General features: G+C 38.5%; 16 protein-coding genes and 1 tRNA gene. All 17 read left to right on the top strand.

Annotated elements, in window-relative coordinates:
* The first annotated feature begins 4 nt into the window (after positions 1–4).
* Complete coding sequence (locus RWZ05_RS01835) at positions 5–727, top strand: WecB/TagA/CpsF family glycosyltransferase (protein WP_314641531.1); 723 nt, start codon at positions 5–7, stop codon at positions 725–727.
* A gap of 13 nt (positions 728–740) precedes the next feature.
* Positions 741–1,382, top strand: coding sequence for a phosphatidylserine decarboxylase family protein (locus RWZ05_RS01830; RefSeq protein WP_314641529.1), 642 nt, complete (start codon positions 741–743; stop codon positions 1,380–1,382).
* The gene (gene pssA, locus RWZ05_RS01825; RefSeq protein ID WP_314641526.1) at positions 1,375–2,046 is read left to right on the top strand and encodes a CDP-diacylglycerol--serine O-phosphatidyltransferase; all 672 of its coding nucleotides are present in this window, start codon (positions 1,375–1,377) and stop codon (positions 2,044–2,046) included. Before RWZ05_RS01830 ends, pssA begins: the two co-directional genes overlap by 8 nt.
* A gap of 19 nt (positions 2,047–2,065) precedes the next feature.
* Complete coding sequence (locus RWZ05_RS01820) at positions 2,066–3,328, top strand: glycosyltransferase family 2 protein (RefSeq protein WP_314641524.1); 1,263 nt, start codon at positions 2,066–2,068, stop codon at positions 3,326–3,328.
* 17 nt (positions 3,329–3,345) lie between these two features.
* Positions 3,346–4,107, top strand: a complete 762-nt coding sequence (surE, locus tag RWZ05_RS01815) for a 5'/3'-nucleotidase SurE (protein WP_314641523.1) — start codon at positions 3,346–3,348, stop codon at positions 4,105–4,107.
* 54 nt (positions 4,108–4,161) lie between these two features.
* A tRNA-Leu gene (locus RWZ05_RS01810) sits at positions 4,162–4,245 on the top strand.
* Positions 4,246–4,337: 92 nt separating this feature from the next.
* Positions 4,338–5,129: a hypothetical protein gene (locus tag RWZ05_RS01805; RefSeq protein WP_314641521.1), complete on the top strand. Its 792-nt coding sequence runs from the start codon at positions 4,338–4,340 to the stop codon at positions 5,127–5,129.
* Between the two features lie 67 nt (positions 5,130–5,196).
* Positions 5,197–5,568 (top strand): holo-ACP synthase, encoded by a 372-nt coding sequence (gene acpS / locus RWZ05_RS01800; RefSeq protein ID WP_314641519.1) that lies wholly within the window; start codon positions 5,197–5,199, stop codon positions 5,566–5,568.
* 1 nt (position 5,569) lies between these two features.
* Positions 5,570–7,141, top strand: a complete 1,572-nt coding sequence (locus RWZ05_RS01795; RefSeq protein WP_314641518.1) for an NAD(P)H-hydrate dehydratase — start codon at positions 5,570–5,572, stop codon at positions 7,139–7,141.
* Between the two features lie 2 nt (positions 7,142–7,143).
* On the top strand, positions 7,144–8,088 hold the full coding sequence (locus RWZ05_RS01790) for a ComEC/Rec2 family competence protein (RefSeq protein WP_314641516.1): 945 nt from the start codon (positions 7,144–7,146) through the stop codon (positions 8,086–8,088).
* A gap of 245 nt (positions 8,089–8,333) precedes the next feature.
* The gene (locus RWZ05_RS01785) at positions 8,334–9,431 is read left to right on the top strand and encodes an N-acetylmuramoyl-L-alanine amidase (protein ID WP_314641513.1); all 1,098 of its coding nucleotides are present in this window, start codon (positions 8,334–8,336) and stop codon (positions 9,429–9,431) included.
* 3 nt (positions 9,432–9,434) lie between these two features.
* Complete coding sequence (locus RWZ05_RS01780; protein ID WP_314641511.1) at positions 9,435–9,995, top strand: GerMN domain-containing protein; 561 nt, start codon at positions 9,435–9,437, stop codon at positions 9,993–9,995.
* A 114-nt stretch (positions 9,996–10,109) separates the two neighbouring features.
* On the top strand, positions 10,110–11,090 hold the full coding sequence (gene thiL, locus RWZ05_RS01775) for a thiamine-phosphate kinase (RefSeq protein WP_314641510.1): 981 nt from the start codon (positions 10,110–10,112) through the stop codon (positions 11,088–11,090).
* The gene (gene tsaE / locus RWZ05_RS01770) at positions 11,080–11,574 is read left to right on the top strand and encodes a tRNA (adenosine(37)-N6)-threonylcarbamoyltransferase complex ATPase subunit type 1 TsaE (RefSeq protein ID WP_314641508.1); all 495 of its coding nucleotides are present in this window, start codon (positions 11,080–11,082) and stop codon (positions 11,572–11,574) included. Before thiL ends, tsaE begins: the two co-directional genes overlap by 11 nt.
* The gene (gene tsaB / locus RWZ05_RS01765; protein WP_314641505.1) at positions 11,558–12,316 is read left to right on the top strand and encodes a tRNA (adenosine(37)-N6)-threonylcarbamoyltransferase complex dimerization subunit type 1 TsaB; all 759 of its coding nucleotides are present in this window, start codon (positions 11,558–11,560) and stop codon (positions 12,314–12,316) included. The genes tsaE and tsaB overlap by 17 nt, the downstream gene beginning before the upstream one ends.
* Positions 12,316–12,765, top strand: coding sequence for a ribosomal protein S18-alanine N-acetyltransferase (gene rimI / locus RWZ05_RS01760; RefSeq protein ID WP_314641701.1), 450 nt, complete (start codon positions 12,316–12,318; stop codon positions 12,763–12,765). The genes tsaB and rimI overlap by 1 nt, the downstream gene beginning before the upstream one ends.
* On the top strand, positions 12,762–13,793 hold the full coding sequence (gene tsaD, locus RWZ05_RS01755) for a tRNA (adenosine(37)-N6)-threonylcarbamoyltransferase complex transferase subunit TsaD (RefSeq protein ID WP_314641504.1): 1,032 nt from the start codon (positions 12,762–12,764) through the stop codon (positions 13,791–13,793). The genes rimI and tsaD overlap by 4 nt, the downstream gene beginning before the upstream one ends.
* Position 13,794 lies beyond the last annotated feature (1 nt).

Genomic DNA, 13,794 nt, shown 5'->3' with positions numbered 1-13,794 from the left:
TACATTGAATAAACGTATTTCTGTTTTATCTGTGCCTATCGATTGTGTAACAATGGATGAGGCAGTCCAACGAATTTTACAATTGACTGAACAGCCGGGGCTACACTTAGTAGCCACGGCTAATGCAGAAATGGTTATGTTGGCTAATAAAAATCCTACATTGCACACCATATTGAATAATGCTAGTCTCGTCGTCCCTGACGGGGCTGGCATTTTGTGGGCTGCAGAACGTCAAGGTGAACATGTACCTGAACGTGTAACAGGTGTAGACGTAACTAAGGAGTTATTCAAAGTTGCGGCTACCCATCAAATTCCTGTATACTGCTTAGGGGCGGCACCTGGTGTTGCTCAGCGTGCAGTTGATAATTTAGTGGCTCAAGTGGGTGAGTTAAATATAGCAGGAATTCATGATGGATTCTTTGATAGCGCAGAGGAACAAGAAATCATTAACAATATTGGCGAATCTAAGGCAAAATTAGTATTTGTTGCCTTAGGTGTACCAAAGCAAGAGCAATGGATTGTAGAAAAATTGAGTCATCTTGATGGCGTTGTGGCCATCGGTATTGGTGGTTCCTTTGATGTCTTGGCAGGTAATATTCCTCGGGCTCCAGAATGGATGCAACGGAATCGACTTGAATGGTTGTATCGATTATATTTAGAACCTCAACGTCTTGGCCGCATGTTGGCTATTCCAAAGTTTATGTGGACCGTTATTAGAAATAAATAGGGAGTGTTGAATTGTGCCTACAGGACCAATTATTAAGGAAGGATTTCCGCTGATAGGGGCTATGCTTGTTATTACAGTGGTATTAGGATTTTTAGGACATTATGTAATTGCGATTATTTCATTTATTTTGGCATTATTTTTCGTCAATTTCTTTAGAAATCCTAAACGTGTAATCCCTCAAGATCCAGAATTGATTTTATCCCCTGCAGATGGGAATATCATGGATATTTCTGATGTATATGAAGATATTTACTTACATAAAGAATGTAAAAAGGTGACTATCTTCTTATCTGTATTTGACGTACATGCTAATCGTGCGCCTATTGATGGTAAAATTACGTACCGTCATTATACGATGGGCAGTTTCTTACCTGCCTTTAAAGATGATGTAGGCTTTGAAAATGAACGTCATACTATTTGTATCGAGAATGGTCGTACCTCAGTTTTGGTAACACAAATCGCAGGACTTTTAGCAAGACGTATCGTATCTTGGATAGACCTAGATAGCGAGCTTAAACGCGGTCAATTGTACGGAATGATTAAGTTCGGTTCCTGTACTGAGCTCTATATGGATAAGAATGTAGAGTTATTCGTGGAAAAAGGTCAACATATTACAGGTGGTGACACTGTTATCGGGAGGTTACGTCATGAATAAATCTATAATTCCAAATTTATTTACTAGTGCTAATTTAGCCTTTGGTGTAATAGGTATTACCTTATCTGCTACAGGAAATACTTTTTATGCTGCTATTTGCGTATTATTATCTCTCGTAGCGGACGGATTAGATGGTCGTGTAGCAAGAGCGTTAGGTGTTGCAGGTCCCATGGGGCGTGAACTAGACTCTTTGTCTGATGTAGTGGGCTTTGGTGTAGCACCGGCTTACATGCTCTTTATGAAAGAACTCTACGGTTTAGGCTGGGTAGCCTATGTACCATTACTAGCTTTTACTGTCCTTGGTGCATTCCGCCTTGCTCGTTTTAATATTAAAACCGACGAAGTACATGGTTATTTTGAGGGGTTACCAATTCCAGCTGCAGGCTGTTTGGCAGCAACGTACGTATTGTGTGGCGTACCAGTTCCTCAATTTGTGTTGGTAGTTTGTATGATTGGTGTAGGCATCCTCATGGTTAGTGGTATTAAATATCCTGACTTTAAAGGTAAGAGCGAAATTTACATTAATAAACTTTCTTATGTGCTTACAGCAATTTTCGTAATAGCCTGTCTCGTGTATGATTGGCATACTTGGGCTGTTATGATTTTTGCAGGCTATGTAATGTTTGGTCTCATAAATGGGGCTTTAAATATAGTGCGTAAATAGGTGTGTGGAGGAAAATAGTATGAATTACCTACTGGATCTACTACTGATCCCTATGCAGGTAATAATCGTAATCTATACGGTTTATTATTTTATACTCGCCGTTGTTGGTATGTGGCGGTCGCGAGTACATAAAAACTATACCCCTAAAAATACCTTTGCCATCATTGTATGTGCTCATAATGAGGAAGCTGTAGTTGGTGAGTTAGTTAAAAACTTACGTGGCTTAGATTATCCTGATGAGCTGTACGATATCTTTGTAGTAGCAGATAACTGTACAGATAAGACCGCAGAAGTGGCTAGTGCTGCTGGTGCTAATGTGCATGTGCGCGAAAACAAAAAAGAAGTAGGTAAAGGTTATGCCATGGGGTGGATGTTCGATCGGGTAGAGAAAATGGAAAGGAAATACGATGCCTTTCTTATCTTTGATGCCGATAATTTAGTACATCCACAATTTATGTTAGAAATGAATAATCACCTTGAAAAAGGTGAGTCTGTCATTCAAGGTTATTTGAACTCTAAAAATCCAACTGACTCTTGGGTAGCAGGTACGTTTTCCATTGCGTTTTGGACGGTAAACCATATGTGGCATTTAGCAAAATATCGCATTGGTTTGTCTACAGCTTTGGGTGGTACAGGTATGTGTATCCGTACGTCTATCATTCGTGAGTACGGTTGGGATTGTAATAGCTTGACTGAGGATATGGAATTCTCTATGAAGTTATTAACTCATGATATTCGTACGTGTTGGGCCCACGATGCCATCGTATACGATGAAAAGGTAACGACCATGATGGCCTCCTGTAAACAGCGTTTACGTTGGGCTCAAGGCCAATTTGATTGTGCAGGTCGATATATTCCTAAATTGTTTGCTACAGGCATTAAGACAGGGAATATTATGATTTTGGATGGTATTTTCCAAGTGAGTCAACCGTATTTCTTGTTGTTGACTACTGTATATTTAGTGTTGTCTTACATTAATGCGTATACTCCAATTTATACAAACATTTTGTATCAAATCATGCCAATGTCTGTTTGGACGATTATTGGTGTTGGTCAATATTTATTCCCATTAATCGTGTTATTGAAAATTAAGGTACCACCAAAGATTTGGTTCTACTATTTACTATATCCATTATTTGTATATTCTTGGATTCCAATAAATATTTTAGGTTGGTTCCGCCGTCATAACAAAGTATGGTCTCATACAGTTCATACGAAAGCTGTTGGCTTACATGACGTAAAATTAACACGTATGGGAAATATGAATAAGAATAGAAAATAGAATCTGTAGGAGTGACTATGCATATTTTAATGTGTAATGATGATGGTATTTTAGCAGATGGTTTACGCCATCTTGCATCGTACTTAAGTCAATATTATCGAATTACCGTTGTAGCACCTGCGAATGAGCAAAGTGCTAAATCTCATGCATTGACGACCGAGGTTCCGTTAAAACTAGATGCGTACAATGGCGAGGATGAAAATCCTCGCCTTTATGCTCTAACGGGAACACCGTCTGATTGTATGAAGTTTGGCCTTAGTTATTTATTGACCGATGATATGCCTGACCTTGTAATTTCTGGTATTAATCACGGTTTTAACTTAGGCTCTGATGTATTGTATTCTGGTACTGTATCAGCTGCTATGGAAAGCTGTTTTTACGGTATTCCAGGATTAGCTCTGTCTGTAGAGCGCTATTCTGCTGAACGGGGCGATGAAATGCATCCCTTTATTCATAAATTGATTGATAAAATTTATGTTAAGGGCCAGTTTAGTGGTTTGCTTAATGTGAACTTCCCATTGCGTGGCATTTGCGATTGGGATCATTTTAAAATGGTGAGCCAAGGCTTGCAGACTTATAGTAATATTATTGATGCTCGTATCAATTCGAGAGGGCAGGATTATTATTGGCTAGCAGGTGAATTAGATTATGGTGCTGAAAGTGTGCCTACTGATGTAGAATATGCCCGAAAAGGATATATAACAGGGGTAGCACTTACGTGGAAACAACAATGTGATTCCGATATGGAAGTTGTTAAAAATATTTTAGAGAAAATATAAAAAATAGGTTGACATTGTTTAGGGATATCTGTATAATAACAAATGTTCCGAGACGCCGGAGTGGCGGAATGGCAGACGCACTTGACTCAAAATCAAGCGGGTAACACCGTGTGGGTTCAAGTCCCACCTCCGGCACCAACTTTAGGCGGTAAGACTTTTGTCTTACCGCCTATTTTTATATTTATTGAATTTATATACTTAATATACATTTTTCTTTTTGAGGTGATATTATGGATCAAGGTGTAATTGATTACATTGCTAATGTCTTTGACATTCCAAAGCTAACACAACATGTGAGTGCTGTTCAAATGCCATTGCCTTTATCTCGTTTAGCTGAAATCCCATTAGATGCGGGCGTAAATCAATGCCAAGGATTTTGTTATAACTCTAAAAAAGATGTCTTTGTGTTAGCTTGTATTAACTCTGAAAATACAAAACAAATCATTTATGAAATTAATCCTACAACCTTTGAGGTGGTTGAAAAATATGAATATAGTCACAAAAAGCTGTTAGGTCATATGAATACCTTAACTTATAATCCTAACAATAATCGCTACTATACGACCAATGCCGTTGTAGATGGTTATATTGTTACGCCTATAGAGGCGGATAGTATGATTGTAGAAGCACCTATTAGATTAAAAGAAAAGGTATTTAATTTTGCCTTTGATAAGGAACGTAATGAATACGTATCTATTGTGCCGTTAACAAATTCTCATCGTACGATTAATTTTTATGACTCTAATTTTAATAAGATTAAAACTTATAAAATCGACGCAGAGCATACAGATTTAAACAATAATGGTGCTTATGCTAGCAATGGGAATACTATTTTTACAACCTTAACGACCTTTGTTTTTGTCGATGAAGAAGGGGTTGTAAAAAATATTAGTCCTTATACATCTGGTATGGAGGTTGAGGATATGGATTATCGGAATGGTCAAATGTATATGGCTGTAAATCGTAAGGGGAAAGTTGAAATTTACAGCTTGCCTAGTTTACCATTCTCTGTAAACGCCTAGATATTATCATGTTTTTATCCCTTTTAAGAGTGTATAATAATAGTGTTAAGGTATTTTAGGAGCTATTATGAAATTAGGGAATGATATTATAGAAATTGAACGCATCCGCCAAGCTATAGAGCGGTCTAGTTCATTTGTAGAGCGTGTTTATACGCCTCATGAGATAGATTATTGTAAAAGTCGCAATAAAGGACGTTATGAATCTTTCGCAGGTATTTATGCCGCAAAAGAGGCATTTATTAAAGCCTTAGGAACGGGGATGCGCCATGGATCTTGGCAAGATATAGAAATTTATCATAATGAGTTGGGTGCACCACTGATAAAATTACAAGATACTTTCAAAAATATCTATGAACAGTCTGGATGTACGCAAATTCATGTGTCTATTAGTCATTGCAAGGAGTATGCAATGAGTACGGTTATACTTGAAGGAGCATAAGATGAATATTTTAACAACTGAAGATGCTCGATACATAGATAAAGAGGTGCCTAAACAGATAGGCGTTTCTTTAGAAATTCTAATGGAAAACGCAGGACGTGGCATTGTAGATGCTTTGTGGGGCGAATATGATTTGTTTTCGTTAGATACTGCCCACTCTATTAATAGTTTTGTTCTATTTATCTGTGGTACAGGAAATAATGGAGCAGATGGTCTTGTAGCAGCTCGTCATCTATTAGAGCAAGGCGTATCTGTACAGATTGCAATAGTAGGGAATACAAGTAAATGTAGTGACCTATTTAGGGTTCAATTAGAACGTTGTGAATCAATGGGTTGTATCATTGATATGTATGATGAATTCAATGATTGGTCAAATGTATCCATCGTTGTAGAAGGCATTATGGGAACAGGATTAACTGGACGTCTTCGAGATATGACGATAGACATATTACACGATATAGATACTATGCGTAGTCAATATAATTTTGATTTATGGGCCATTGATGTACCTGCAGGCCTAGATGCATCTTCTGGTCAAATTTCAGAAGGCACATTGACGTATGATTATACGGTTACATTTGGCGCTATTAAACAAGGCTTATTATTATATCCTGGTAAGGCTGTAGGGGGAACAGTTATTGTGGCACCTCTAGGAGCGCCTTGGCAACAAGTTTTAGTTAATCGTGATAGTACTGTAACTATTGATTCAGATTTAGCAAAAACACTTATAAATTATCGGATTCCTATGGCTCATAAAGGTGTTAACGGTAATACCTTAATTATTGGGGGCTCAAAGGATATGATTGGTGCTGCCATTTTAGCAGCGGAAGCAGCCGTTCATAGTGGTGCTGGTAAGGTGACATTAGGTGTTCCAGAATCGATTAAACAGACTGTACAAGGTCGCATCATACCGGAAGTGATGGTTACCTCTACAGAGGCTAATAAAGCTATGTTAGAAGGGCGCCAAGCGGTAGCTATAGGACCCGGGTTAGGTCGCACATCTGATATTCCCGAAATAATAAACGATGTGCTAGCTGGTTATGATGGACCGTTAGTCATTGATGCAGATGCTTTATATGCATTAGGTCATGTAGGCACTGTAGATAAAGATGCATTGCGAGATGGTGAAGTTGAGTCCATGTATAAGGTGGAACAACATTTACCATATTGTGTGATGACGCCTCATTTAGGTGAGTTTAGTAGGCTCATTGATTTGCCTATTAAATGGATTGAGCGTCATTACATTACGTTAGCAAGAGAATTTGCTAAGGCACACCAAGTTGTTTTAGTATTAAAAGGGATTCCTTCTGTTGTAGCATTACCGGATGGAACAGTATATATTAATACAATTGGCAACGCCGGTATGGGGACCGGCGGCATGGGGGATGTGCTTACTGGTGTAATCGCGGGATTCATTAGCCAAGGCTATACCTTACAAGATAGTGCTGTTCTCGGTGTGTATGTACATAGTCGAAGTGCAGATATATTAAGCGATACTAAGAGTTGGGGATATACACCTAGTGATGTAAGTGCCTCACTAGGCTGTGTCATTAGTGAATTATTGGGAGAGTAAGAATGACAAATAAGATACAACGGTTTATAGCCTTTTTATTAGTGCTCTGTATTCCGCTCTTTGCCATTGCAGGGTGTACGAATAAAGATGTAGCTAATGCTGCTAATCAAGCAATGTCAAGTGCTAATGGAGGGTACTCCATTGAAACTAAAACGACTACTCCTGAAGGCAAGTTAGATGTATATATGCTAGATATTGGCCAAGGGGATGCTATATTGCTTAAGGTAGGCGATGAATATAGCATGATCGATACTGGCGATATTGAACATCGAGAGAATATTGTAGCTCAGCTAAAAGCTATGGGTGTTACAAAGTTAAAAAATATTATTATTACCCATCCTCATGCAGATCACATGGGTGGTTTTTATGCCATTGCTAAAGCAATGCCTATTGAAAATGTATATGATAATGGTATTTCTGTTGATAATAATATGTTCAAAACCTATGAAAAGTGGATTGAAAAAAATAAAATCAAACGTTCTACTTTGAGAAGTGGTGATGTAGTTGATTTTGGTCATGGAGCCGTATTTGTTGTGTATGCTCCTTGGACGGAGGTCTTAACTGATAAAAAAGGGGAACCAGACCTCAATAATAACTCTATTGTAGGAAAATTAATCTTTGGTAAATTCTCAATGCTCTTTACGGGGGATGCAGAATTACAAGAAGAGAAAAAACTGGTAAAAGAGCAGAACTCTAAACTGTTTGCCCGCGTTCTTAAGGTAGGTCATCACGGTTCTCGTACAAGTAGTTCTGAAGATTTTTTGAAATCTATTAAACCAGAAAGTGCATTAATTTCAAATGGCATGTATAATAAGTATGGTCATCCTCACGATGTAACATTACGTCGTTTACAGGAAAATAATATTGCCATTTACCGTACGGATACGATGGGACGTATTCACATTAGTACGGATGGGAATGAATGGCAGATTACAACTGAACGATAGTATCGATTATATAGCATATAAAATAATTTTAAGCAACTGTTTTTTATGTGTTTAATATAAAGACTTTATATAGTAATATGTATAATCGGCATACTTATCTTCATGTTTGTATGAAATAATCTATTTATAATCTAACATTAGTTTATGGATAGATTGGAACGATGAGATTTTGATAGACAAAGATATCATCGACTCATCTCTATGGTTTGGACACTACGTATGTCAGTTAGATTGGAGTGAATGTATTGCGTAAACTTTTTTTTATGTGCCTTGCAGTCTTGATGGCGATACCTTTATTACTGACTCAAGCGAAGGCCGCTAATCTTGATGATGCCCGATGGGTGACGAGAACAGATGCACCTGTACCATATGTTCGTATGGTTATGGATTTGTCAGCGCCGGTGAAAGCGTCCGCATCGATTAGCAAAGATGGGAAAACGACGACTGTTACCTTGAAAAATACAAAGCTAAAAACTGCAAAAGAGAACATTACAATGGACTCAAGCATAGCTAGTTCTGCTAAACTCTCACAAGACGGCAGAGATGTTAAGGTTACAATCAAGACACCTTCATCTATCGATACGAGTGATATAAAGGTATTTTCCTTGAAAAAAGATACGGTTACTAAGAAACCATATCGCATCGTTGTAGATGTTCAGAAAAAAGGTGTAGCACTTAAACCTGCTTACTATGGTAAACGACCATCTCCTTCTGCACATCCTGCAAAAAATGTACCGCCTGGATCTGGTAAATACTCTAGTAGCGGTGGTCTATCTGGAAAAACAATCACTATCGATCCTGGTCATGGTGGTAGTGACTCTGGTGCTATTGGACCAAATGGTTTACAAGAGAAAAATGTAACATTACCAATTTCTAAGTATTTGAAATCTGCTTTGGAAAGCCGTGGTGCTAAAGTAGTTATGACACGTACTACAGACGTAGACGTATATGGCCCTAATGCAAGTGGTGTTGAAGAATTAGGTGCTCGCGTTAATATTGCGAACCAAAACAGTTCTGATGCTCTTATAAGTGTTCATATCAATGCTTTCACTAACCCAAGCGTGGGTGGTATTGCGACATACTACTATAGTAAAACTGGTAATGATGCTAGATTGGCACAAAAGGTTCAAACTCAAATTGCTAATACACCTGGTTTCAATGGTGACCGTGGCATTCAAGAGGGCAACTTATATGTGTTGAGACATTCTAATATGCCTGCAATTCTCGTAGAGCTTGGCTTTATCTCCAACCCTAGCGAGGAACGAGCATTACAATCTGCTCAAACACAACAAGACTTTGCTAATCGCATTGCAAATGGTATTGCAAGTTACTTTGGAGGTTAATCGATGAAATTACGTAAACAAGTTCTTTCGATCCTCTGTGTAGGTATGCTAGCATTTGCAGCAGGTTGTACACCTAATCAAGCTCCTACAACAGGTAAAAGCGAGCCTGTGCAAGAGGTGAAAGTCAATAAGGATGCAGAAACTACAAAGGTATCTCAAGAAAAGGTTAAGATGGTATTCTTTGTACCAACAGATGATGGTTCTGGGGTAAAACAACAGACCGTTGAGATGGAGGCGGATAAAGTAACGCCGAAAGTAGCTCTTCTAGCGATGTTAAAAGCTGATAGAGCTCAAAAATATCCAATATTCACTAAGGATATTGAAATTACATCTGTTACTGTGAAGGATGGCATTGCTTCTGTTGAAGTAAACAATGCCTTCGTAAAAGGTAATGGTGGGGACTTAACTGTTAAATTGCAAATGGCTGCCATTGTAAATACATTGACATCCTTTGATAATATTAATGGTGTTCTCTTCGTCAGCGATGGTAAAAAGGTTCCTACAGTAGGCTCCTTTGATACTAAAGATCCAGTTAAACGGATGACGAACTTAATTAAAAAATAATTCCCTTAGGAACATTGATAGCAGATAGTTGATATATCAACTATCTGCTATTTTTGTTGTCTTTTATATATGTTACAATACAATGAGTATAATAATCAGAAACTAGGTGATCAGATGCAATTAAAAGATATAGGGGAATTTAATTTCATTCGCCAAATTCAAGATAATACAATATATGACTCTAGTACCGTAGTGTATGGTGTTGGTGATGATTGTGCAGTATATACTGCGGCGCCAGATATGGATCAACTCATTAGTACGGATACGATGGTGGAAGGCGTTCATTTTAGCTTTCACTATATGATGCCTTATGATGTCGGATATCGGCTCATGACTGCTAATTTAAGCGATATTGCGGCTATGGGGGGAAGCCCTAAACAAATTGTTTTATCTGTTGCAGCTCCCCAACATATAGACACAAAAATTTTAGATGAAATATATAGAGGTATTAAAGCTCAATGCCAACGATATAAGCTAAATATATTAGGTGGTGACACGGTGCGCACGGAAGGCCCTATGGTGTGGACCGTAACGATTATTGGTGAGGTACCTAAAGGAACTGCGGTTATGCGTAGTGGAGCTCAAGTAGGTGACGTTGTGGGCATAACTAATTATGTAGGCTATGCTGCCACTGGATTAGGCGCACTTTCATACAATCTAGAAGGCTATGATATGACTAAGATAGGTCATCAACGACCAGATCCTCAAATTGAATTAGGGGAACAGTTGAGACAGTTAGGTATTCATAGTATGAATGATATTAGCGATGGTCTTGGTAGTGAATTAAATGAAATTGCATCGGCTAGTAATGTATCGATTGTGATAGAGGAGAAAGCTATTCCTCTTCATGAGGAAACGTATGAACTCGCTAAGTATTTGCAAACTAATCCAGTGGATTATGCATTATATGGTGGTGAGGACTTTCAACTGGTATTTACGGCACCTAAATCATTAGTTCCAAAGTTAGAACAATTAGCAGGCATTACATTAATTGGTGAAGTTGTATCTGGTTCCCCTAAGGTGCAGATGGTAACACAGGATAGAACGATTAAGACCATAGAAGCGAAAGGATATAATCATTTTCATGAATCATAAAGCACAGGTCCAATTAGAGACACATACAGTAGAAGATACACAACAATTTGGACAGACACTAGGTAAATGGGTACAACAGCATGGAGATCCTTTATGTATTGCCTTAATTGGTGATTTAGGAACGGGTAAAACTCATTTATCCCAGGGCATAGCTAAAGGCTTTGGCGTAACAGAAGAGATTACGAGTCCTACCTTTGCCATTATGAATACCTATGATGTGAACCGAACGCATTTATACCATTTTGATGTGTATCGCTTGGATGATATTAGTGAACTAGAAAATATTGGCTTTTACGAATATACAGAAGATTGTGTATCCATTGTGGAATGGGCAGATAAATTCCCCGATGAATTGCCTGATGAAACATTGTGGATTTATTTAACGTCCGTTGATGATACAAGCCGATCTATAATTTTAGGTAGTGATTACCTTACAGAGGACGATTTAGCAGAGATAGGAGGTCCATATGTGGTTGGGAATTGAGACGAGCTCACTCGTATCGAGTGTGGCCTTGATGGACGAACATAACCTTATTGGGGAATTGACCATCCAATCTGGATTGACTCATTCCGAGCAATTAGTTCCTCATATCGATATGTTGTTACGTGCCTCTCAAGTTGAAAGAAATGAGTTAAAAGGCATCGTAGTTAGTATTGGTCCTGGTTCCTTTACAGGCTTACGTATTGGCATGGGTACAGCAAAAGCAATGGCTTACGCCTTACAAATTCCTTTATATGGTGTGATGACCATGGATAGCTTAGCACGTAATGTATCCTATACGGACCGTACAATTTGTACCGTTATTGATGCGCAGAAGAAACATGTTTATGCGGGTATGTATCAATATGAAGGTAATGAACTAGTGTGTGTGGAAGAGCCATTTGTTATACCTGCAAATGATTTGATAGACCGTTTTAGACAAAATGGAGACAAGGTGTTATTCCTTGGCGATGGCATTAAACGTATTGAAAAGCTGTTAGAGGAAAGGGATACGAATTTAACAATTCTAGATATATCACAACGTATTCCGAAGGCTAGTTCGTTATTGTTAGCTAGCCGTAAGTTAATCGATGCTAATGAAGTATCTGATCCTATGGACATGGTGCCATATTATATTCGCCGATCAGAAGCGGAAGTATTATGGGAAGAACGGCATAAGGATAATCCTCACATGTTGAGCCAAAATCCTACCGTAGTAGTGACAGAGGCAGCAGGTGCAGAATGATAGAGATACGTTTAGCCACTATTGATGACGGTCATGCCATTTATGAGATTGAGCAGCAGTCCTTTTCTGTTCCTTGGAGTTTAGAATCTGTTCTCGCTGAGTTGGAAGGTTCATCCAATAAACTATATATGGTAATTTGTGAAGGGAACCACATTGTGGGATATGCAGGTGCTTGGCTTGTATACGATGAAGGTCAAATCACGAATATCGCTATTTTACCTTCTGTCCGTGGTAAAGGATACGGATCAAAACTTACAAAGCAATTAATTGATGAATGTTTTTCGCGAGGCATGCACGAAATCTTTTTGGAGGTGCGCACATCTAATTTAGCCGCATTGGCTATGTATAGAAATTTAGGTTTTTCTGTAAAAGGAATCCGTAAAGAGTACTATTCAGAGCCTACGGAAGATGCGTATATTATGTCTCTTGTTTCAGAGGAAATAGAATGAGTATATACACATTAGCCTTGGAAAGTAGCTGTGATGAAACATCAGCCTCTGTCTTAAAGGATGGGCGAACTGTTTTATCTAATGTTATTTCTAGCCAAGTGCCGATTCATAGAAAATTTGGTGGCGTTGTGCCAGAAATCGCATCGCGTCACCATATAGAACAAGTTATACCTGTTATAGATCAAGCACTGCGAGATGCGAATGTGACCTTACAAGATATCGACCACATTGGTGTTACCTATGGTCCAGGGCTTGTTGGTGCACTATTAGTAGGTGTAGCAGCAGCAAAGGGGTTATCCTTTGCTACAGGCATTCCTTTGGTTCCCGTTCACCATATGGAGGGTCATATATTTGCTAATTTCTTAGCTAATCCAGAACTAGAGCCTCCATTTTTGAGCCTCGTCGTATCTGGTGGTCATACAATGTTAGTCCATGTAAAAGGATATGAAGAATTTGATATTCTTGGCCAAACACGAGATGATGCAGCTGGTGAAGCTTTTGATAAAATTGCTCGTGTTATGGGCTTCCCATATCCAGGTGGTCCTCATATTGATGCTCTCGCTATGGAAGGAGATGCTGATGCTATTGAATTTCCAAAGGCTTTGAGCGAACCTGGTAATTTTGAATTTAGTTTTAGTGGCTTGAAATCTGCAGTTCTAAACTATTTAAATAGCAAACAACAAAAGAATGAGCCTATCAATCAAGCCGATGTGGCGGCGTCCTTTCAAAAGGCTATTGTCGATGTACTTGTAGAAAAAACAAAAGATGCAGCTCATACATTAGGCGAAACGCGTATTACTATTGCTGGTGGCGTATCTGCTAACAAGGGGTTACAACAAGCATTAGAAGCTATGTGCGAAGAAGAAGGCTTTACGTATTACAAGCCGCATAAAATTTTGTCTACCGATAATGCGGCTATGATTGGTTGTCGAGCTTATTATATGGCACAAGCTGGTAAATTTGGCGATTTAACATTGAATGCAAAACCAAGTGTAGAAATTGGTCATGTATCTTGGAAAGAGGATTAAT

It is taken from the genome of uncultured Veillonella sp., assembly GCF_963543145.1.
GTDB lineage: Bacteria > Bacillota > Negativicutes > Veillonellales > Veillonellaceae > Veillonella.
The sequence above is the reverse complement of the archived record's forward strand: the minus strand, read 5'-3'. Positions and strand labels throughout refer to the sequence as shown.

What these genes read in the sequence shown, in the direction of transcription:
- tsaE (WP_314641508.1), top strand. Translation starts at nt 11,080, where the DNA reads ATGAATCATAAAGCACAGGTCCAATTAGAGACACATACAGTAGAAGAT.
- pssA (WP_314641526.1), top strand. Translation starts at nt 1,375, where the DNA reads ATGAATAAATCTATAATTCCAAATTTATTTACTAGTGCTAATTTAGCC.
- RWZ05_RS01790 (WP_314641516.1), top strand. Translation starts at nt 7,144, where the DNA reads ATGACAAATAAGATACAACGGTTTATAGCCTTTTTATTAGTGCTCTGT.
- tsaD (WP_314641504.1), top strand. Translation starts at nt 12,762, where the DNA reads ATGAGTATATACACATTAGCCTTGGAAAGTAGCTGTGATGAAACATCA.
- surE (WP_314641523.1), top strand. Translation starts at nt 3,346, where the DNA reads ATGCATATTTTAATGTGTAATGATGATGGTATTTTAGCAGATGGTTTA.
- RWZ05_RS01780 (WP_314641511.1), top strand. Translation starts at nt 9,435, where the DNA reads ATGAAATTACGTAAACAAGTTCTTTCGATCCTCTGTGTAGGTATGCTA.
- RWZ05_RS01795 (WP_314641518.1), top strand. Translation starts at nt 5,570, where the DNA reads ATGAATATTTTAACAACTGAAGATGCTCGATACATAGATAAAGAGGTG.
- RWZ05_RS01820 (WP_314641524.1), top strand. Translation starts at nt 2,066, where the DNA reads ATGAATTACCTACTGGATCTACTACTGATCCCTATGCAGGTAATAATC.
- thiL (WP_314641510.1), top strand. Translation starts at nt 10,110, where the DNA reads ATGCAATTAAAAGATATAGGGGAATTTAATTTCATTCGCCAAATTCAA.
- tsaB (WP_314641505.1), top strand. Translation starts at nt 11,558, where the DNA reads ATGTGGTTGGGAATTGAGACGAGCTCACTCGTATCGAGTGTGGCCTTG.
- RWZ05_RS01805 (WP_314641521.1), top strand. Translation starts at nt 4,338, where the DNA reads ATGGATCAAGGTGTAATTGATTACATTGCTAATGTCTTTGACATTCCA.
- acpS (WP_314641519.1), top strand. Translation starts at nt 5,197, where the DNA reads ATGAAATTAGGGAATGATATTATAGAAATTGAACGCATCCGCCAAGCT.